The organism is Nocardioides sp. REDSEA-S30_B4 (assembly GCF_001627265.1).
Taxonomy (GTDB): Bacteria; Actinomycetota; Actinomycetes; order Propionibacteriales; family Nocardioidaceae; genus Nocardioides.
The window spans coordinates 1-20,407 of sequence record NZ_LUPI01000009.1 but is presented as its reverse complement, the minus strand read 5'-3'; the positions used below and the strand labels follow the sequence as shown (position 1 = coordinate 20,407).

At 72.4% G+C, this 20,407-nt stretch carries 20 protein-coding genes and 1 pseudogene; 19 read left to right on the top strand and 2 right to left on the bottom strand.

The window, feature by feature from the left end:
• Positions 1-169: 169 nt before the first annotated feature.
• The gene (locus tag A6R01_RS03135) at positions 170-613 is read right to left on the bottom strand and encodes a hypothetical protein (protein ID WP_292603481.1); all 444 of its coding nucleotides are present in this window, start codon (positions 611-613) and stop codon (positions 170-172) included.
• Between the two features lie 65 nt (positions 614-678).
• Between A6R01_RS03135 and A6R01_RS03130 the strand changes: the two genes are divergently transcribed.
• The 9 genes from A6R01_RS03130 to pheT all read left to right on the top strand — a co-directional run bounded on the left by A6R01_RS03130 (position 679) and on the right by pheT (position 9,451).
• Positions 679-1,281 carry an SseB family protein gene (locus A6R01_RS03130; protein ID WP_292603479.1) on the top strand — a complete coding sequence of 201 codons (603 nt, stop codon included), beginning with the start codon at positions 679-681 and terminating at the stop codon, positions 1,279-1,281.
• 35 nt (positions 1,282-1,316) lie between these two features.
• On the top strand, positions 1,317-2,132 hold the full coding sequence (locus A6R01_RS03125) for a phosphatase PAP2 family protein (RefSeq protein WP_292603477.1): 816 nt from the start codon (positions 1,317-1,319) through the stop codon (positions 2,130-2,132).
• A gap of 292 nt (positions 2,133-2,424) precedes the next feature.
• Entirely contained in the window at positions 2,425-3,141 is a 717-nt protein-coding gene (gene infC / locus A6R01_RS03120) for a translation initiation factor IF-3 (protein ID WP_292603545.1), read from the top strand.
• 35 nt (positions 3,142-3,176) lie between these two features.
• Positions 3,177-3,371, top strand: a complete 195-nt coding sequence (gene rpmI / locus A6R01_RS03115; RefSeq protein ID WP_292603475.1) for a 50S ribosomal protein L35 — start codon at positions 3,177-3,179, stop codon at positions 3,369-3,371.
• A 38-nt stretch (positions 3,372-3,409) separates the two neighbouring features.
• Positions 3,410-3,796, top strand: coding sequence for a 50S ribosomal protein L20 (gene rplT / locus A6R01_RS03110; RefSeq protein ID WP_292603473.1), 387 nt, complete (start codon positions 3,410-3,412; stop codon positions 3,794-3,796).
• A gap of 8 nt (positions 3,797-3,804) precedes the next feature.
• Positions 3,805-4,587 carry an RNA methyltransferase gene (locus A6R01_RS03105; RefSeq protein WP_292603470.1) on the top strand — a complete coding sequence of 261 codons (783 nt, stop codon included), beginning with the start codon at positions 3,805-3,807 and terminating at the stop codon, positions 4,585-4,587.
• 110 nt (positions 4,588-4,697) lie between these two features.
• Positions 4,698-5,780, top strand: coding sequence for a PAS domain-containing sensor histidine kinase (locus A6R01_RS03100; protein WP_292603468.1), 1,083 nt, complete (start codon positions 4,698-4,700; stop codon positions 5,778-5,780).
• A gap of 59 nt (positions 5,781-5,839) precedes the next feature.
• Entirely contained in the window at positions 5,840-6,943 is a 1,104-nt protein-coding gene (pheS, locus tag A6R01_RS03095) for a phenylalanine--tRNA ligase subunit alpha (protein ID WP_292603466.1), read from the top strand.
• An 18-nt stretch (positions 6,944-6,961) separates the two neighbouring features.
• Positions 6,962-9,451: a phenylalanine--tRNA ligase subunit beta gene (gene pheT, locus A6R01_RS03090; protein ID WP_292603464.1), complete on the top strand. Its 2,490-nt coding sequence runs from the start codon at positions 6,962-6,964 to the stop codon at positions 9,449-9,451.
• 21 nt (positions 9,452-9,472) lie between these two features.
• Here the strand turns inward: pheT and A6R01_RS03085 are convergent, their stop codons facing one another.
• Positions 9,473-10,276, bottom strand: coding sequence for a maleylpyruvate isomerase N-terminal domain-containing protein (locus tag A6R01_RS03085; protein WP_292603462.1), 804 nt, complete (start codon positions 10,274-10,276; stop codon positions 9,473-9,475).
• 101 nt (positions 10,277-10,377) lie between these two features.
• Here A6R01_RS03085 and A6R01_RS03080 point away from each other — a divergent pair.
• From A6R01_RS03080 to A6R01_RS03035, 10 genes and pseudogenes are all read left to right on the top strand, one after another.
• A pseudogene (locus A6R01_RS03080) lies at positions 10,378-11,317 on the top strand (NAGSA dehydrogenase family protein).
• Positions 11,314-12,465, top strand: coding sequence for a bifunctional glutamate N-acetyltransferase/amino-acid acetyltransferase ArgJ (argJ, locus tag A6R01_RS03075; RefSeq protein WP_292603460.1), 1,152 nt, complete (start codon positions 11,314-11,316; stop codon positions 12,463-12,465). Before A6R01_RS03080 ends, argJ begins: the two are co-directional and overlap by 4 nt.
• Before the next feature lie 26 nt (positions 12,466-12,491).
• Complete coding sequence (argB, locus tag A6R01_RS03070) at positions 12,492-13,424, top strand: acetylglutamate kinase (protein ID WP_292603543.1); 933 nt, start codon at positions 12,492-12,494, stop codon at positions 13,422-13,424.
• A 32-nt stretch (positions 13,425-13,456) separates the two neighbouring features.
• Positions 13,457-14,602 (top strand): acetylornithine transaminase, encoded by a 1,146-nt coding sequence (locus A6R01_RS03065; RefSeq protein WP_292603541.1) that lies wholly within the window; start codon positions 13,457-13,459, stop codon positions 14,600-14,602.
• A gap of 13 nt (positions 14,603-14,615) precedes the next feature.
• A complete protein-coding gene (argF, locus tag A6R01_RS03060) occupies positions 14,616-15,557 on the top strand; it encodes an ornithine carbamoyltransferase (RefSeq protein WP_292603539.1) in 942 nt (313 codons plus the stop codon).
• Positions 15,554-16,135: an arginine repressor gene (locus tag A6R01_RS03055; protein WP_292603458.1), complete on the top strand. Its 582-nt coding sequence runs from the start codon at positions 15,554-15,556 to the stop codon at positions 16,133-16,135. The genes argF and A6R01_RS03055 overlap by 4 nt, the downstream gene beginning before the upstream one ends.
• Positions 16,132-17,565, top strand: a complete 1,434-nt coding sequence (argG, locus tag A6R01_RS03050; protein WP_292603456.1) for an argininosuccinate synthase — start codon at positions 16,132-16,134, stop codon at positions 17,563-17,565. The genes A6R01_RS03055 and argG overlap by 4 nt, the downstream gene beginning before the upstream one ends.
• Positions 17,565-18,062 (top strand): NUDIX domain-containing protein, encoded by a 498-nt coding sequence (locus A6R01_RS03045; protein ID WP_292603454.1) that lies wholly within the window; start codon positions 17,565-17,567, stop codon positions 18,060-18,062. The genes argG and A6R01_RS03045 overlap by 1 nt, the downstream gene beginning before the upstream one ends.
• The gene (argH, locus tag A6R01_RS03040) at positions 18,059-19,504 is read left to right on the top strand and encodes an argininosuccinate lyase (protein WP_292603452.1); all 1,446 of its coding nucleotides are present in this window, start codon (positions 18,059-18,061) and stop codon (positions 19,502-19,504) included. Before A6R01_RS03045 ends, argH begins: the two co-directional genes overlap by 4 nt.
• On the top strand, positions 19,488-20,078 hold the full coding sequence (locus A6R01_RS03035; protein ID WP_292603450.1) for a DNA-3-methyladenine glycosylase: 591 nt from the start codon (positions 19,488-19,490) through the stop codon (positions 20,076-20,078). Before argH ends, A6R01_RS03035 begins: the two co-directional genes overlap by 17 nt.
• Positions 20,079-20,407: the final 329 nt, after the last annotated feature.

Genomic DNA, 20,407 nt, shown 5'->3' with positions numbered 1-20,407 from the left:
CGGCACCCGACGCCTCGGCGCAGGGCCAGCCTCGAGAGCTCGCGCGCCAGCGTCGTCTTGCCCGAGCCGGAGGGGCCGTCCAGGCGCAGGAGCCGAGCCTCCCCGCACGATGCCGGGCGCCGCAGGACCTCCTCGAGGACCCGCTCGGGAACGGCGGAGGAGTGGGCCGTCAGGAGATGCCCCGGCGACGCAGCAGCGCCTCGATGTCGGCCAGGTCGTCGTCGATGGCCGGCTCGCCCTTCGCGCGACGCTCGGCGGGGCCGACCTCCTTCGGAGCGCTGCCGGCCCCCGACCCGGAGCGTGCGGTCGTGCCGAGCTGGCGCGAGGTGAGGATGCCGCTGACGACGAGCAGCGCAGCCCCCAGGCCGCCGAGCACCACGCCGACCCAGACTAGCGGGGAGAACACCAGCCCGAGCGCCCAGTCGCCCACGGCGTCGACGATCCGGGTGAACATCCGCAGCGTGTCGGTCAGCCACGCCGCCGGCACGAGCAGCGTCAGACCGGCACCGCGCATGCCGGCGGTCAGCCCGCGACGGCGGTAGGCGCGCCAGGTGTAGAGGCCCCCCACGATCGTGAGGGCCAGGGCGAGGGCGGTCCAGGCGGCGTCGTCCACCCCTCAACCCTGCCACAGGAACGGCTGGCAGCGGCGGCTGAGCAGACGACTGAGAGGATGGCCGCGTGAGCGCACCGGACAACGCCCGCCGCCTGCTGGGCAGCGAGTTCCCCGACGACGAGGGGGGCGACGACCCGCGGTTGCGCTCCGCGCTCACGGCGTACGCCGCCGCCCACGACCCCCAGGAGCGGCGTGCCCTGCTCCCCGCCTGCCTCGAGGCGCTCCAGGGTGCCCGTCTGCTCGTGCCGGTCGTGGCGGTCCTCGGCGAGGTGGAGGTCGGCGACGACGGGCTGGCCCGGGACAAGTCCAGCGACATGGCGGCGGTCCTGCTCACCGGTCGGGACGGGCGCACCGCGCTGCTGTCCTTCACCCACACCGCCTCCATGCAGGCGTGGGACCCCGAGGCGCGACCGGTCCCGGTGCGCGCGCAGCTGGCGGCGCAGGCGGCGATGCAGGAGGGCGCGGCCGCGCTGCTCGTCGACGTGGCCGGCCCGGCCCGGCTGGTCGTGGAGGGTGTCGACCTCGAGGGACTGGCGCGCGGGTGGCGGCTCGCCCGGGTGGGTGACCAGGTGGCCTGGGTGCGCGACGGGAGCCGGGGGGGGCACCCGGTTAGGTGCTCGCATCCCGGCGCGGGAGGCGGCACAGTTGCGGACACGAGGTGTCCGTGACGGTGCGTGACACCGTGACCGAGGAGCCCTCCTTCGTGAGTACCGCCGTCCGCCGGCAGTCCGAGACCGAGCGCGAGCAGGTCGTCGAGACGCGATCGACCGAGGTGCGCTGGCGTTCGGGCGCGCGCGAGCTGCTGGTGGTGGCGCTGCTCTACGCCGGCTACTCCGTGGGCCGGCTGCTCGCCGACGACGACCTCGCCGCCGCGAGCGACCGGGCTGCCCAGATCCTCCACGTCGAGCGCCTGGTGGGCCTCGACCTGGAGTGGGCCTGGTCGACCTGGCTGGCCTCCCACCACGTCCTGGCCGTCGCCGCCTCCTACTGGTACTCCGTCGGCCACTACACCGTCACGCCCGCGGTGCTGCTGTGGCTGTGGTGGTCACGGTCATCGGCGTACTCCAAGGAGCGCTGGACGCTGGTGCTCGCCTCGGCGATCGGGTTGGTGGTCTATGTCGCGCTGCCCGTCGCCCCGCCGCGGCTGATGGGGTACGTCGACGTGCTGGCCACCACCGCGACGGCCGGTTGGTGGACCGACCACGCGTCCGCGCCCGCCGGTCTGGGCCACCTCACCAACGAGCTGGCAGCCATGCCGTCGCTCCACGTGGGCTGGGCGGTGTGGGTCGGGCTGGCGGTGTGGCGGCTCAGCCGCCGGCCGGTGGTCCGTCTGTTGGCGGTCGCCCACCCGGTGGTCACGTCCGTCGTGGTGGTGGCGACGGCGAACCACTGGCTGCTGGACGTGGTGGCGGGTGCGATGCTCGTGCTGGTCGTCGACGCAGCCGTGTCGGTCTGGCGGGACCGACGTGCGCGGAGGCCCGAGGCCCTCGAGGCCCTCGAGGCCGCCGGAGGACGCTGAGGCCCCGGAGGGCCCTGAGCGTGCGACACGCACGGCCCCCGGGGCACCGCCTCGCGCCACGATTGGTGAGGGCGGGGAACACCGGGGTAGTCTTCGGTGTTGACCGATCAGTTCCGCCTGCCCCGGGCTCGCCCGAGGTGGACGGGAGTGATCTCCAAGCGGGGACCAGCACGATCCGTCTCCCACCCGCACCGACCGCCGTCCGCGAGGACACCAGGTCGTCGGGTCCGGTCCGCGAGAGCCACGCGCCCTCGCTGATGCACCCCCCGGGTGACGGGGAGGGGTGTCCTGACTGGGTTCCGCTTGTCATCGAGCCCCAGGAGGACACATCAGCACCGAGCTGCGAATCAACGACCGGATCCGGGTTTCCGAGGTCCGCCTCGTTGGCCCCAACGGAGAGACCGTCGGCATCGTGCCGACGGCCGACGCGCTGCGCCTGGCGCAGGAGGCCGACCTCGACCTGGTCGAGGTCGCCCCGACCGCGCGCCCCCCGGTCTGCAAGCTCATGGACTACGGGAAGTTCAAGTACGAGAACGCCCAGAAGGCCCGCGAGGCGCGCCGGAACCAGACCAACGTCATCATCAAGGAGATGAAGCTCCGGCCGAAGATCGACGCGCACGACTACGAGACCAAGAAGGGTCACGTCGTGCGCTTCCTCAAGGCCGGCGACAAGGTCAAGATCACGATCATGTTCCGCGGTCGCGAGCAGCACCGCCCCGAGCTGGGCTTCCGGCTGCTCCAGCGGCTCGCCGAGGACGTCACCGACCTCGGCTTCGTGGAGTCGGCCCCCAAGCAGGACGGCCGCAACATGATCATGGTCCTCGGCCCGCACAAGAAGAAGGCCGAGGCCAAGGCCGAGGTGAAGGCCGCCAAGTCGGCCGCCGCCGCGGAGAAGGCCGCCAGCGACGCGGAGGAGAAGGCCGAGCGCACCGCCGCGAACGCCCCCCGCAGCACCGAGGCCAAGCCGCGCGGTCGCTCCGAGAACCTCGACCCCGAGATCGACGCCTGACCCACCGGTCAGGCAGGACAACGAAAGGCACCACCATGCCCAAGAACAAGTCGCACTCCGGCGCCGGCAAGCGCTTCCGCGTCACCGGCTCCGGCAAGATCCTTCGTGAGAAGGCCGGCAAGCGCCACAACCTGGAGAAGAAGCCCTCCAAGGTCACCCGCCGGATGACCGGCACCGTCGAGCTGGCCAAGGCCGACGTCCCGCGCGCCAAGAAGCTGCTGGGTCGCTGACCCACCCCTGAACCTCACGAGCACCAAGGAGTACTGACATGGCACGCGTCAAGCGCGCAGTGAACGCCCAGAAGAAGCGTCGGACCACCCTCGAGCGCGCCAGCGGCTACCGCGGCCAGCGCTCGCGCCTGTACCGCAAGGCCAAGGAGCAGGTCACCCACTCGCTGGTCTACAACTACAACGACCGGCGCAAGAACAAGGGCAACTTCCGTCGCCTCTGGATCCAGCGCATCAACGCCGCCGCGCGTGCGCAGGGCATGACCTACAACCGCTTCATCCAGGGCCTCAACCTGGCCGGCGTCGAGGTCGACCGCAAGATCCTGGCCGACCTGGCCGTCAACGACGTCGCCGCGTTCAACGCGCTCGTCGAGACCGCCAAGGCCGCCCTGCCCGAGGACGTCAACGCGCCCAAGGTCTCGGCCTGAGTCACCCCGTGACGCAGACCCCGCTGGCCGCGAGCAACCCTCGCGTCAAGCAGCTGCGTCGGTTGAGCCGCCGTTCCGAGCGATCGGAGCGGCGGCTCTTCCTCGCCGACGGTCCGAAGGCCGTCGAGGGGGCCCTCGCAGCCGGCTGCGTCGAGGAGGTCCTGTGCCGCCCGGACGCGGTCGGGCTGGTGCCCGACCTGCCCGCCGACGTACGCCGCACCCTCGTCGACGAGCGTGCCCTGGCCGCGCTCAGCGACTCGGTCAGCCCGGCGGGCGTCGTGGCCGTGTGCCGCTTCGTCGACGTGCCGCTCGAGCGAGCCGTCACCGAGCAGTCACGCCTCGTCGCCATCTGCGCCGACGTCCGTGACCCCGGCAACGCCGGCACCGTCGTGCGCTGCGCCGACGCCGCCGGCGCCGACTCGGTCGTGGTGGCCGGCAGCTCGGTCGACCTCTACAACCCCAAGACGCTGCGTGCCAGCGTCGGCAGCGCCTTCCACCTGCCCGTCGCGGTCGAGCCCGACCCCTTCGCCGCCGTGCGCGCCGCGCAGGCCGCCGGCCTGGTCGTCCTCGCCTCTGACGGCGCCGGTGAGGTCGATCTCTTCGAGGCCGACGAGCTGCTCGCCCGCCCCACCGCCTGGCTCTTCGGCAACGAGGCCTGGGGCCTGCCCGACGACCTCGCCGCCGCTGCCGACCACCGGGTCGCCATCCCCATCCACGGGAAGGCCGAGTCGCTCAACCTCTCCACCGCCGCAGCGCTCTGCCTCTACGCCTCCGCCCGCGTCCAGCGCTGACCGACCGCCGAGCCGTCACCCACGCACGGCCGACCCGTCACTCACGCACGGCCGACCCGTCACTCACGCACGGCCGAGAGGTCTCTCACGCACGCGGCTAGGGTGACGGCGTGGAGCCGAGTGCGCAGCAGGTGGTCGACGCCCTGCCCGACGGGGTGCTCCTCGCCGGACCCGACCAGCGCGTCGAGATGGTCTCCTCCGTGGCGGCCCGGATGCTCGGCATCGACGCGACCGCGGCGGTGGGCCAGCCGCTGGCCGACGTGCTGCTGCTGCGCGACACCGAGGGCTGTCGCTGGTACGACGCCCATCGGCCGTACGACGGGCTGACCACCCGCACCGGCGTGCCCGAGCAGTCCTGGACCCTGCCGGACGGCAGCGAGGTCCTCGTCGCAGCGCGCATCCACCGCACCGCCACCGATCGACCGGTCGACCGGGTCGCGATCAGCATCCGCTCCGGCCGTGGACGGGCCCGTCTGGATCGCGAGCGCTCCGACCTCGTGGCGACCGTCGCCCACGAGCTGCGCTCGCCCCTGACGGGGGTCAAGGGCTTCGTCCAGGCGATGCTCAACCGCTGGGACCGCCTCAGCGACGAGCAGAAGAAGCTGATGCTCACCACCGTCCACTCCGACTCCGACCGGCTCAGCCGGCTCATCGCCGAGCTGCTCGACGTCGCCCGCATCGACACCGGCCGCCTCCAGCTGCACCCGCGGCCGACCGACGTCACGGTCCTCGCGACCAGGGTCGTCGACTCGGTACGCGCAGCCACCTCGCGGACCGTCGAGCTGGCGGCGGACGACGAGCTGCCGCGGGTCTTCGCGGACCCCGACAAGCTGACCCAGGTGCTGACCAACCTCGTGGAGAACGCCGTGCGCCACGGCGACGGCCACGTCCGCGTGACCCTCGAGCACCAGCCGGGACGGGCCGGCAGGGCGGCGTACGTCGTCGTGACGGTCGACGACGAGGGCGAGGGCATCGCCGAGGCGCTGCGCCGGCAGGTGTTCACCAAGTTCTGGAAGCACGGTGCGCGCGGCGGCTCGGGCCTGGGGCTCTACATCGTCGGTGGCCTGACCCGGGCGCACGGCGGTGAGGTCGTCATCGACGACGCCCCCGCGGGCGGGGCGCGGGTCGTCGTCCGCTGGCCGGTCGAGGACCACCGCGCATCCGGTTCGCGCCCGGCCGGCAGGCCTTCCTAGACTGACCGCGCCCCCGGCCCGTCCGGGGGCTCTGGACGCCCACCCGAGGAAGGCGCTGCATGTCGGGCCCGAACACCGAGTACGACCCCGTCGAGGTCACCCCGCTCCAGGCCGAGCAGGTGGCGGAGGCCCGCGACGCGGCGATCGCCGCGATCGAGGCGGCCGCCGACCTCGAGGCCCTCAAGCAGGTGCGCCTCGAGCACGCGGGTGACCGCTCGCCCCTGGCCCTGGCCAACCGCGAGATCGGCGCGTTGCCGCCGCAGGCGCGCAAGGAGGCCGGCCAGCGCGTCGGCCAGGCCCGCGGTGCGATCAACCAGGCCATCGCCGCGCGCCAGGCGGTGCTCGAGGCCGAGCACGAGGAGCGGATGCTGGTCGAGGAGACGGTCGACGTCACGCTGCCCACCGACCGCCGCCGCCGTGGCGGGCGGCACCCGATCACCCTGCAGTCCGAACTGATCGCCGACATCTTCGTGGCGATGGGCTGGGAGATCGCGGAGGGCCCGGTCGTGGAGGCGGAGTGGCTCAACTTCGACGCCCTCAACCTCGGCCCCGACCACCCGGCGCGCACCATGCAGGACACCTTCTGGACCGAGCCGGCCGACCGTCACGTCGTGCTGCGCACCCAGACCTCGCCGGTGCAGGCCCGCACCATGCTCACCCGCACCCCTCCGATCTACGTCGCCTGCCCCGGGCGGGTCTTCCGCACCGACGAGTACGACGCCACCCACAGCCCGATGTTCCACCAGGTCGAGGGCCTCGTCGTCGACGAGGGCATCACCATGGCCCACCTCAAGGGCTCGCTGGACCACCTGGCCGCTCAGCTGTTCGGCGAGGGCATCGACACCCGGTTCCGGCCGTCGTACTTCCCCTTCACCGAGCCCTCGGCCGAGGTCGACGTGCGCTGCTTCGTCTGCCGTGGTGTCGACGCCGACGCCGACGCCTGCCGCACCTGCCGTGGCGAGGGCTGGATCGAGTGGGGCGGTTGCGGTGTCGTGAACCCGCGCGTGCTGGTCGCCTGCGGCGTGGACCCGGAGCGCTACTCCGGCTTCGCGTTCGGCATGGGCATCGACCGCAGCTTCATGTTCCGCCACAACCTCGAGGACCTGCGCCCCCTCTTCGAGGGCGACGTCCGCTTCAGCGCCGCGTTCGGCACCGAGATCTGAGCTGGGAAGAGACACACGATGAAGGCCCCCAAGTCCTGGATCCTCGAGTACGTCGACGTCCCCGACGGCACGACCACCGACGAGCTCACCGCGCGACTCACCCTCACCGGCCTCAAGCTCGAGGCCATCGAGTCGGCCGGCGCCGACATCTCCGGCCCGCTGGTGGTGGGCCGGGTGCTCACGATGGAGCCCGAGCCGCAGAAGAACGGCAAGACCATCAACTGGTGCACCGTCGACGTCGGTGACGCCAACGGCACCGGCGAGCCCCAGGGCATCGTCTGCGGCGCCCACAACTTCGAGCCGGGCGACCTGGTCGTCACCGTGCTGCCCGGGGGAGTGCTGCCCGGCGGCTTCGAGATCAGCGCGCGCAAGACCTACGGCCACGTCTCGGCCGGGATGATCTGCTCGGCGCGCGAGCTCAACCTCGGCGAGGACCACGACGGCATCATCGTGCTGCCCGAGGGCGCCGGTGAGCCCGGTCAGGACGCCCGCGGCGTCCTCGGTCTCGACGAGGAGGTCATCGAGTTCGAGGTCAACCCCGACCGCGCCTACGCCCTGTCGTTGCGCGGCATCGCCCGCGAGGTGGCCGTCTCGGTCGCCGGCGCCTCCGGCTTCGCCGACCCGGCGCTGCGCGACACCCCGGCCGCGGACGACGCCGGCTACCCGGTCCGCGTCGAGGACCCGTCGGGCTGCCCGGTCTTCGTCGCGCGCACCGTCTCCGGCTTCGACCCCTCCGCCCCGACCCCGGACTTCATCGCCCAGCGGCTTACCGCTTCCGGCATGCGCCCCATCTCGTTGGCCGTCGACGTCACCAACTACGTCATGCTCGAGACCGGCCGCCCGATCCACGGCTACGACGCCGACAAGCTGCAGGGCCCGATCGTCGTGCGCCGCGCCACCGACGGGGAGCAGCTCACCACGCTCGACGGCACCCGTCGCACCATGAGCGTCGAGGACCTCGTCGTCACCGACGACTCCGGCCCGATCGGCCTGGGTGGCGTCATGGGCGGAGAGTCCACCGAGATCTCGGAGACCACCACCCGCGTGCTCGTCGAGTCGGCCCACTGGGACGCGGTCTCGATGTTCCGCACAGGTCGTCGACACAAGATCACCTCCGAGGCCGGCAAGCGCAACGAGCGCGGTGTCGACCCCACGATCTGCGAGGCCGCGGCCGACCGCGTGGTCGAGCTCCTCACGACGTACGGCGGAGCCACGGTCGAGCCGGGCGTGACCGTCGTGGGCGCCCCGCCGGCGCAGCCGCGCGTCTCGATGGCGACCGACCTCCCCGCGCGGGTCTCGGGCCTGCCGATCGACACCGACACCGTGGTCGCCCACCTCGAGGCGGTCGGCTGCGGGGTCACGGTCGACGGTGCGACGCTCACCGCGACGCCGCCGCCGTGGCGTCCCGACGTCACCGACCCCCACGACCTGGTCGAGGAGGTCGTGCGGCTGGTGGGCTACGACACCATCCCGTCGGTCCTGCCCCCCGCCCCCGGTGGGCGAGGGCTGACCCGTCCCCAGCAGCTGCGCCGTCGCATCGGCCGCACGCTGGCCGGGGCCGGTTGGGTCGAGGTCGTGGACTTCCCGTTCGTGGGGGAGGGCGACCTCGACGCGCTGGGCCTGGAGGCCGACGACCCGCGGCGCACGGTGCTGCGGCTCTCCAACCCCCTCAGCCACGAAGCACCGGCGATGACGACCACGTTGCTGCCGGCGCTGCTGCGCACCGCCGGTCGCAACGTGGGCTTGGGGGCCGGCTCGGTCGCGCTCTTCGAGACCGCCACGGTGACGCTGCCGCGGGCCACCGAGGGCGCCCCGATCCTGCCCGTCGACCGCCGGCCCACCGACGCCGAGCTCGACTCGCTGCTCGAGGCACTGCCCGAGCAGCCGCTGCACCTCGGACTCGTGGCCGCGGGCGAGGCCGACCCCTCCGGCTGGTGGGGCGAGGGACGTCCGGTGGAGTGGTCCGACGCGGTCGAGGCCGTGCGCCAGGTCGCCGACGCCCTCGGTCTCGAGCTGACCACCCGTCCGGCCGCACTGGCCCCGTGGCACCCCGGTCGCTGCGCCGAGCTGCTGCTCGGCGGCACCTCGGTCGGCCACGCGGGGGAGCTGCACCCCCGGGTCTGCACGACCTTCGGACTGCCGGCCCGCTCGGTGGCGGCCGAGGTCGACCTCGACGTGCTGATCGAGCACGCCGTGCACCTGCGGCAGGCGCCGACGTTCTCGACGTTCCCCGCGGCCAAGGAGGACGTCGCCCTGGTGGTGGACGAGTCCGTCGCGGCCGCCGACGTGGAGGCGGCGCTGCGCGAGGGCGCCGGCGAGCTGCTGGAGTCGATCCGGCTCTTCGACGTCTACCGCTCCGAGCAGCTGGGTGAGGGACGCAAGTCGCTCGCCTTCGCGCTGCGCTTCCGTGCACCCGACCGCACCCTCACCGACGAGGACACCACCTCGGCCCGGGAGGCCGCGGTCGCCCTCGCGGCGGAGCGCACCGGGGCCAGCCAGCGCGCCTGATCCCGGCTGGCCGCACGGCACTCAGGTCAGCGGCTCACCGACGGCTCCGCGGAACGCGCGGTAGGCCTCGGGGGAGCCGCTGACCTCGATGCCGCTGTCGTCTCGGCGGTTCCACAGCCAGGCGTCGAGGTGGGCGGCGGTGCCCGTCACGGTCGCGTCCGCCGGGACGTCGTCCTCGACCCGCACCAGGTGCGCCACGTCCAGGGCGGTCCCGCTGTCGGGGTCGGTGCCGACGAAGCGGCCGGTCCGGACGACGAGCCGGTGGCCGGTGTCGGTCAGCTCGAGTGCGGTGAGGTGCCCGTCGGGCGTGAACACGCCCCAGGTCGGTGGCTCGCCGCCGTACATCACCTCGACGAGCTCGGCGACGCCGTCGGCAGCGAGGTCGGCCGGCAGGGCGGTGACCTCGCCTCCGGACGCAGCCGCGCACAGCTCGGCATCGAGTCGGTGGATCATCGCTTCGTGCGCCTGACGGCGCTGGGTGAATCCGACGGTCTGCTCGTCGGCCCACGACCAGGCCTGCTCGTACGGCCCCGCGGTCGAGAGCAGCGAGCACAGACGATCGGAGACCTCGTCGAAGAACGTCAGCAGTGCCTCTCGCGAGCCCGGTCGCTCGGGGTGCTCCTCGGGCGGGCCCGCGGGTCGGCCCGCGACCACCTCGCCCCAGAACCACTGCACCTCGGTCAGGTGCCACAGCAGGTCGTCGGCGTCCCAGTCCGGGCACGACGGCACGCGGGCCGCCGCCGGGGTGAGTGCCAGCACGTCACGGATCCTGGTTGACTCCCGGCGCAGGTGGGCACAGTAGGAGTCGGCGTCGAGTCGGGTCACGACGCTCAACGTAGGGCGGGGCAGCGACACCGAGCACCCGCTTTCCGTCGGAGCGGGACCCCGATTCACATATCCATGCAGGGCTTTGTATAGTCATGCACATGACTCGGACACGCGTCGCCGTCGCCGGAGCCAGCGGGTACGCCGGAGGTGAGCTGCTGCGCCACCTCCTCGCGCACCCCGACGTGGAGATCGGGGCCCTGACCGGGGCCTCCAACGCCGGGCAGCCGCTCGGCGGCCTCCAGCCGCACCTCGTGCCGCTGGCCGACCGCGTCCTGGAGGAGACCACCCTCGAGGTGCTCTCCGGCCACGACGTCGTCTTCCTCGCGCTGCCGCACGGTCAGTCCGGCCCGATCGCCGCCCAGCTCGGTGACGACACCGTCGTCGTCGACTGCGGCGCCGACTTCCGTCTCCAGGACGCCTCGGCGTGGGAGGCCTTCTACGGCGGCCTACCCGACCGTCTCCACGCTGACCCTGGCGCCCGCCGTCGCCGCCGGCCTCGTCGAGCCCGACGTCGTCGTGGTCGCCGCCAGCGGCACCTCCGGAGCCGGCAAGGCCGCGAAGCCGCACCTGCTGGGCAGCGAGATCATGGGCAACGCCTCGGCGTACGGCGTCGGCGGCACGCACCGGCACACCCCCGAGATCACCCAGAACCTCTCGGGCCTGGTCGAGGGCACCGTCGCGGTGTCCTTCACCCCGCTGCTGGTCCCCATGTCGCGCGGCATCCTGGCCACCTGCTCGGCCGCGCTGGCACGCGACGTGAGCGCCGAGGAGGCCCACGAGACCTACGCGAAGGCGTACGCCGACGAGCCGTTCGTCCACGTCCTGCCCGCCGGCCAGTGGCCGCAGACCCAGTCCGTGACCGGCTCCAACGCCGTGCACGTGCAGGTGACCGTCGACGAGGCCGCGCGACGACTCGTCGCCGTCGGCGCCGTCGACAACCTCGCCAAGGGCACCGCCGGCGCCGCCGTGCAGTGCATGAACCTCGCGCTCGGCCTCGACGAGGGCACGGGCCTGACCACGATCGGACTCGCCCCGTGAGCATCACCGCCCCCGCAGGATTCTCCGCCGCCGGCGTCGCCGCCGGCCTCAAGTCCACCGGCGCCAAGGACGTGGCCCTGGTCGTCAACCAGGGTCCGACCTTCGACTCCGCGACGGTCTTCACGGCCAACCGCTGCCAGGCCAACCCGATCCTGTGGAGCAAGGAGGTCGTCAAGGACGGCACCGTCCGCGCGGTCGTCATCAACTCCGGCGGCGCCAACTGCTACACCGGTGCCGAGGGCTTCCAGACCACCCACGCCACCGCCGAGCGCGTCGCCGACCACCTCGGCATCGGCGCGATCGACGTGGTCGTCTGCTCCACCGGCCTGATCGGCATGCTCAACGACCGCGACGACCTGCTCGCCGGTGTCGACGCGGCGGCGGCGGCCCTCTCCGCCGAGGGCGGCACGGACGCGGCCGAGGCGATCATGACCACCGACTCGGTCAGCAAGCAGGTCGTCGTGGAGGGTGCCGGGTGGAGCATCGGTGGGATGGCCAAGGGCGCCGGCATGCTCGCACCCCAGCTGGCCACGATGCTGGTGGTGCTGACCACCGACGCAGTCGTCCCGGCAGCCGACCTCGACACCGCGCTGCGCGCCGCGACCCGCGTCTCCTTCGACCGTCTCGACTCCGACGGCTGCATGTCGACCAACGACACGGTGAGCCTCCTGGCCTCGGGCGCCAGCGGCATCACGCCCAGCCTCGAGGACTTCACCGCCGCGCTCACCCAGGCCTGCACCGACCTGGCGATGCAGCTGCTCAAGGACGCCGAGGGCGCCGACCACGAGATCGCGATCACCACCCTCAACGCCGCCACCGAGGACGAGGCCGTCGAGGTCTCGCGCAGCGTCGCCCGCAGCAACCTGTTCAAGGCCGCGGTCTTCGGCAACGACCCCAACTGGGGCCGCGTGCTCGCCTCCATCGGCACCACGGACGCGACCTTCGACCCCGCCGACCTCGACGTCGCCATCAACGGCGTCTGGGTCTGCAAGCAGTCCACCCCGCACGCCGACCCCGCGACGGTCGACCTCAAGCCGCGCGAGGTCAGCGTGACCATCGACCTCAAGTCCGGGTCCGAGCGGGCCACGGTCTGGACCAACGACCTCACCCACGCCTACGTCCACGAGAACAGCGCCTACTCCTCATGAGCCATCCCGCCACTGACCCCCAGAACATGCACTTCAGCGAGGTGCAGCCCGCCGACCCCGACAAGGCGACGGTGCTGGCCGGAGCCCTCCCATGGCTCAAGCGCTACCACGGCAAGGTCGTGGTGGTGAAGTACGGCGGCAACGCGATGACCGATGACGACCTCAAGCGCGCCTTCGCCGAGGACATCGCCTTCCTCCGCTTCGCCGGCTTCAAGCCCGTGGTCGTCCACGGCGGCGGCCCGCAGATCTCCAAGATGCTCGGCAAGCTCGACATCGAGTCGGAGTTCCGCGGCGGCCTGCGCGTGACCACGCCCGAGGCGATGGACGTCGTGCGCATGGTGCTCGTGGGCCAGGTCCAGCGCGAGCTGGTCGGCCTCATCAACAGCCACGGCCCGCTCGCGGTCGGCATGTCCGGCGAGGACGCCGGCCTGTTCACCGCCGAGCCGACCAACACCATCGTCGACGGCGAGGAGGTCGATCTCGGCCTGGTCGGCGAGGTTGCCAAGGTCCGCCCCGAGGCGGTGCGCGACATCATCGAGGCCGGCCGCATCCCGGTGGTCTCCAGCGTCGCGCCCGACGTCCACGGCGCGGTCCACAACGTCAACGCCGACACCGCCGCGGCCGCGCTGGCCGTCGCGCTCGGCGCGGAGAAGCTGCTCGTCCTCACCGACGTCGAGGGTCTCTACCGTGACTGGCCCGACAGCGACGACGTGATCTACGAGATCAGCCCGGAGACGCTGGGGGAGATGCTCCCGACGCTGGCCAGCGGGATGGTCCCCAAGATGGAGGCCTGCCGCAAGGCCGTCGCCGAGGGCGTCCCGCGCGCCACCGTCGTCGACGGTCGCGAGCCGCACGCCGTGCTGCTGGAGCTCTTCACCGACGAGGGCGTCGGCACCCAGGTGCTGCCCGGCGTCGACACCAAGGTCCGCAAGGCCCGGCAGAAGGCGGTGAAGAAGTGAGCGACCTGACCAGCCGCTACACCGGCGCCCTGATGAACACCTTCGGCCCGCCCAAGCTCGCGCTGGTGCGCGGCGAGGGCACCCACGTGTGGGACGAGGACGGCAAGGAGTACGTCGACCTCCTGGCCGGCATCGCGGTCAACTCCCTCGGGCACGGCCATCCCGCCCTGGTCGGTGCGGTGACCGAGCAGCTGCAGACCCTCGGGCACGTCTCCAACTTCTTCACCACCGGCCCCCAGGTGGAGCTGGCCGAGCGGCTGCTCGCCCTCGTCGGCGGGGCTGTGTCGGAGTTGGGGGGCGGCAAGGTCTTCTTCGCCAACTCCGGCGCCGAGGCCAACGAGGGGGCCTTCAAGCTCACCCGGCGCACCGGCCGCACCCACGTGGTCGTGGCCGAGGGCGGATTCCACGGCCGCACCATGGGCGCGCTCGCGCTGACCTCGAAGGCCGCCTACCGCGAGCCGTTCGAGCCGCTGCCCGGTGACGTCACCTTCGTCCCGTACGGCGACGCCGACGCGCTCGCCGCCGCCGTGACCGACGAGACTGCGGCCATCTGCCTGGAGCCGATCCAGGGCGAGGCCGGCGTCCTGGTGCCGCCCGAGGGCTACCTCGCCACGGCGCGCCGCGTCGCCGACGAGCACGGCGCGCTGCTGTGGTTCGACGAGGTGCAGAGTGGCATCGGGCGCACTGGTGACTGGCTGGCGCACCTGCGGCACGGTGTCGTGCCCGACGTCGTCACCCTCGCCAAGGGCCTGGGGGGCGGCTTCCCGATCGGCGCCGTCATCGGGCTCGGTCGGGCCGCCGACCTGCTCCAGCCGGGCAACCACGGCACCACCTTCGGTGGCAACCCCGTCGCGTGCGCGGCTGCGCTCGCGGTGCTCGACACCATCGAGGCCGAGGGACTGCTCGAGCACGTCACCGTCCTGGGCCAGAAGATCCGCGACGGCCTGGCCGCCGACCCCCGGGTCACCGAGGTGCGTGGTGAGGGTCTGCTGATCGGTCTCGACCTGGCGTCGGAGTCCGCGGCTGCGGTCGTGGAGGCGGCGCAGGACGCCGGCTTCATCATCAACATGACCACGCCGCAGCGCATCCGCCTGGCACCGCCGCTGGTGCTGACCGACGACGACGCTGCCGCCTTCCTGCAGGCGTGGCCGGGCATCCTCGACGCCGCGGAGGTGTGAGGTGCCCGTGCCCGTGCTGCGCCACTTCCTGCGCGACGACGACCTGAGCCCGGCCGAGCAGGCCGAGGTGCTCGACCTCGCCGCCGCCATGAAGCGGGCGCCCTACGACGCCAAGCCCTTGGCCGGTCCGCAGTCGGTCGCGATGATCTTCGACAAGCCGACCCTGCGCACCCAGGTCTCCTTCGGCGCCGGCATCGCCGAGCTCGGCGGCAACCCGATGCTCGTCGAGGGCAAGCTCGCCGGCATCGGGGTGCGTGAGTCGGTCGAGGACGTCGCCCGCGTCCTCGGCCGGCAAGTCTCGGTGGTCGTGTGGCGCACCTTCCACCAGTCCGACCTCGACGCGATGGCCGCCAACGCCGGCGTCCCGGTGGTCAACGCGCTGACCGACGACTTCCACCCCTGCCAGCTGATCGCCGACCTGCTCACCGTGCGCGAGCACAAGGGCGACCTGGCCGGGCTGACCGTCGCCTTCGTCGGCGACGGCGCCTGCAACATGGGCAACTCCTGGCTGCTCGCCGGCGCCACGGCCGGCATGCACGTCCGCGTCAGCGCCCCCGAGGGCTTCATGCCCTCGCCGGCGATGTTCGACCGGGCCAACGAGATCGCTGGGGAGACCGGTGGTTCGGCCGTCGCCGAGCCCGACCCGAAGACCGCGGTCGACGGCGCCGACGTCATCGTCACCGACACGTGGATCTCGATGGGCAAGGAGAGCGAGGAGGCCGCCCGTGCCGCGGCCTTCGCCGCCTACACCGTCGACGCCGACCTGCTGGCCTGCGCCGGACCGGACGCGATCGTGCTGCACTGCCTGCCGGCGTACCGCGGCAAGGAGATCAGCGCCGAGGTCCTCGAGGGCCCGCAGAGCGCGGTGTGGGACGAGGCGGAGAACCGCCGCCACGCCCAGAAGGCCGTGCTGGCCTGGCTGCTGCGCACCAAGGAGGGGGCGTTGCTGCGATGACCGAGTACGCACTCCGCCCCACCACCAAGAACGCCCGCCACCAGCTGATCGTCGAGCTGGTCGGCTCCCACGAGATCCACTCCCAGGGCGAGCTCGCGGTGCTGCTGGCCGAGAACGGACTGCGGGTCACCCAGGCCACGTTGTCGCGCGACCTCGTCGAGCTCGAGGCGGTCAAGGTCCGCGGCGCCGACGGCGCGCTGGTCTACGCCGTGCCTGCCGAGGGCGGGGACCGCACCCCGCTCGCCCCGGCAGACACCGCGACCGGCCGCGCCCGGCTCGCCCGGCTGTGCGCGGAGCTGCTGGTCAGTGCGGAGGCCTCGGGCAACCTCGTGGTCCTGCGCACCCCGCCCGGCGCCGCCCAGTTCCTGGCCTCGGCCTTCGACAAGGCAGAGTTCACCGACATCCTCGGCACCATCGCCGGCGACGACACCATCCTCGTGATCGGTCGCGACCCGATGGGTGGCGACGACCTGGCCCGCCGGTTCCTCGGCATGGCCGACCACCCGACGTACGACGTCACACCGGGCCAGCAGGCCCCGCACCGTCCCCAGACCCAGAACCTGAAGGAGCACCCGTGAGCAAGGTCCTGACCACGCTGCCGAAGGGGGAGCGCGTCGGTATCGCGTTCTCCGGAGGTCTCGACACCTCCGTCGCCGTGGCCTGGATGCGCGACAAGGGCGCCATCCCGTGCACGTACACCGCCGACATCGGGCAGTACGACGAGCCCGACATCTCCGGCGTCCCCGACCGCGCGTTCCAGTACGGCGCCGAGATCGCCCGTGCGGTCGACTGCCGTCGCCAGCTGGTCGAGGAGGGCTTCGCGGCCATCGCCTGCGGCGCCTTCCACATCCGCTCCGGCGGCCGCACCTACTTCAACACGACGCCGCTGGGCCGCGCGGTGACCGGCACCATGCTGGTGCGCGCCATGCACGAGGACGGCGTGGACATCTGGGGCGACGGCTCGACGTTCAAGGGCAACGACATCGAGCGGTTCTACCGCTACGGACTGCTGGCCAACCCCGACCTGCGCATCTACAAGCCGTGGCTGGACCCTGAGTTCGTCGACGAGCTCGGCGGCCGCGCCGAGATGAGCCAGTGGCTCACCGAGCACGACCTGCCCTACCGCGACTCCAAGGAGAAGGCGTACTCCACCGACGCCAACATCTGGGGCGCCACCCACGAGGCCAAGACCCTCGAGCACCTCGACGTCTCCCTGGAGACCGTCGAGCCGATCATGGGCGTGAAGTTCTGGGACCCCTCGGTCGAGATCCCCACTGAGGACGTGCGCATCCGCTTCGACCAGGGCCGTCCCGTCGCCATCAACGGCGAGACCTTCCGCGACCCGGTGGCGCTGGCCATGGAGGCCAACGCGATCGGTGGCCGGCACGGCCTGGGCATGTCCGACCAGATCGAGAACCGCATCATCGAGGCCAAGTCCCGCGGCATCTACGAGGCGCCGGGAATGGCGCTGCTCTGGATCGCCTACGAGCGCCTGCTCAACGCGGTCCACAACGAGGACACCGTCGCGCAGTACCACAACGAGGGCCGCAAGCTGGGCCGCCTGCTGTACGAGGGTCGCTGGCTCGACCCGCAGGCGCTGATGATCCGTGAGGCGCTCATGCGCTGGGTCGCCTCGCTGGTCACCGGCGAGGTCACGCTGCGGCTGCGCCGCGGTGAGGACTACACGGTCCTCTCGACCATCGGCAAGGACTTCTCCTACCACCCCGACAAGCTCTCGATGGAGCGCACCGAGAACGCCGCCTTCGGTCCGCTGGACCGCATCGGCCAGCTAACGATGCGCAACCTCGACATCGCGGACTCGCGCGCCAAGCTCGAAATGTACGCCTCGCAGCCCCTCGACCAGGGCCAGGTCCTGGTCGAGAACGGCACGCTCTTCGGCGAGATCGAGCCCGGTGGTGCCAGCCGGATCGCGGCCAACACCGAGCTCGGCGACGACCGTGGCGACGAGGCGCTCGACGCGGCGGCCATGGAGTTCGGCACGGACTGATGGACCAGCCGAGGCCGGACGAGGCGGAGCCGACCCTGCGCGTCACCGCACGCGTGCTGCCGGTCAACCACCGCGGCGAGGTCCTGCTGCTGCAGGACCAGGACCCCGGGCGACCGGGCATCCTGCGGTGGGGCACCATCGGCGGCGCCGTGGACCCGGGGGAGACCCTGCTCGAGGCGGCGGTGCGCGAGATGCACGAGGAGACCGGCATCGCCGTCGCTGCCGGCGACCTGGTCGGCCCGGTGCACCACGACGTCGTGCCCTTCACCTACGGCGACCGGGCGTTCATCGGCGACTCGACCTTCTTCGCGCTCGCCCTGGCTCACGACGCCGAGGTCGTCTTCGACCACCTCGAGCCCGTGGAGGTCGACAACGTCTTCGCCCACGGGTGGTGGAGCCCGGAGGCGCTGGAGGCCGACGGCACCGCCGTCCTGCCGGACCTGCCCGACATCATGACCAAGGCCGTCGCGGCCATCCACGACAGGAGCACCCAGTGAACGCCAAGGCCGAGAGCACCAACACCGGCAAGCTGTGGGGTGGTCGGTTCGCCGGGGGCCCCTCGCCCGAGCTCGAGGCCCTGTCCCGCTCGACCCACTTCGACTGGCGGCTGACCCCCTACGACCTCGCCGGGTCCCGGGCCCACGCCAACGCGCTGCACCGCGCCGGGCTGCTCGCCGACGCCGACCACGCGGAGCTGTTGCGGGGCCTCGACGTGCTGGGGGAGCGGTACGCCGCGGGCGAGCTGCAGCCCGACGTCTCCGACGAGGACGTCCACGGCGCTCTCGAGCGACTGCTGCTGGAGGAGGTCGGTGCCGAGGTGGGTGGCCGCCTGCGGGCCGGCCGCTCCCGCAACGACCAGATCGCCACGCTCTTCAAGGTGTTCCTGCGCGACCACGCCCGGGTGGTGGCCGCCCAGGTGCTCGACCTCGTGCAGGCGCTCGCGGACCAGGCCGCGCAGCACCTGGGATCCGACACCGCACCGCCGACGATCATGCCGGGCCGCACGCACCTGCAGCACGCGCAGCCGGTGCTGCTGTCCCACCACCTGATGGCGCACGCCTGGCCGCTGCTGCGCGACGTCGACCGGCTCGCCGACTGGGACGCCCGCGTGGCGGCCGACTCGCCGTACGGCTCCGGCGCCCTGGCCGGGCAGAGCCTCGGACTCGACCCGACCGGTGTCGCCGCCGAGCTCGGCTTCACCGGTTCGACGGCCAACTCGATCGACGGCACCGCCTCGCGCGACTTCGTCGCGGAGTTCGCGTTCGTCTCCGCTCAGATCGGTGTCGACGTGAGCCGCCTGGCTGAGGAGGTCATCCTCTGGGCCACCCACGAGTTCGGCTTCGTCACGCTGCACGACTCCTGGTCGACCGGGTCGAGCATCATGCCGCAGAAGAAGAACCCCGACATCGCCGAGCTCGCGCGTGGCAAGGCCGGACGGGTGATCGGCAACCTGACCGGCCTGATGGCCACGCTCAAGGCGCTGCCGCTGGCCTACAACCGCGACCTGCAGGAGGACAAGGAGCCGGTGTTCGACTCCGTCGACACCCTGGAGGTCCTGCTCCCCGCGTTCACCGGCATGGTCGCCACCCTGGTCTTCCACGGGGACCGCACCGCCGAGCTGGCGCCCCGTGGCTTCTCCCTGGCCACCGACGTCGCGGAGTGGCTGGTGCGCCAAGACGTCCCGTTCCGGATCGCGCACGAGCTGGCGGGCGCCTGCGTCCGACGCTGCGAGGAGCTGGGGTGCGAGCTGCACGAGCTCTCCGACGACGACCTCGCGGGGATCTCGCCCCACCTCACGCCACAGGTCCGCGAGGTCCTGACGGCCGAGGGGTCCGTCGCCTCCCGGGACGGTCGCGGCGGCACCGCGCCGGTCCGGGTGCGTGAGCAGCACGCCGAGCTGGTGGACCGCGCGGCGGCACTCCGTGAGCGGCTCGCCTGACCTGGCCCTCCTGGCCGGGGACGTGCTCGACGTCGCGCCCCGGCTGCTCGGCGCGTCCCTGACGCATGCCGGCGTCACGGTGCGCCTGACCGAGGTCGAGGCGTACGCCGGCTCCGACGACCCCGGCTCGCACGCGTATCGCGGCCCCACGCCGCGCACCCGAGTGATGTTCGGTCCGCCCGGTCACCTGTACGCCTACTTCAGCTATGGCATGCACGTCTGTGCCAACGTCGTGACCGGCCGCGAGGGCACAGCCTCCGCGGTCCTCCTCCGCGCCGGAGAGGTCGTCGACGGGGTCGACCTCGCACGGGAACGGCGCGCGACGACCCGGGAGCGGGACCTCGCCAGGGGGCCGGCCAATCTCTGTCGGGCCCTGGGCATCGGGCTGGACCTCGACGGGACGGACCTGTCGCGCGGGCCGGTCCGCCTGGTGCTGGCCGCGGCCCCTGACCCGGGGCGGGTGAGCACCGGCCCGCGGGTCGGTCTGCGCGGAGCGCCGGATCGGCCGTGGCGGTTCTGGCTGACGGGCGAGCCCACCGTGTCGGCGTACAGGCCGGCTGCGAAGCGCCGCTAGGCGCGAGATCTGCCCGTTCTGAGCGTATGGCCGCACCCTCCGGACGGGGGAGGCACCCCCGGATTTGGTGTGCACGACATGTGTGCGTAACGTTCTTCTCGCCGCGGCACCGCCGCGGAGCCCCTCGGGCCGACAGGCCGAAACGAGTGGTTCCGCCACGTCCGCAGCCAGGAGCCTCCAGGCTTCACCTCCCGCAGCTCGGTTCGAGTTGACTCGGGTGGGGGAGACCGGTAAGTTTCTGCAGGTTGTCCCGCCGCTGGTCGCGAGAGTGATCAGGACGGTGTGCGTCTGATTCTTGAGAACTCAACAGTGTGTCATAGTCGACGAAT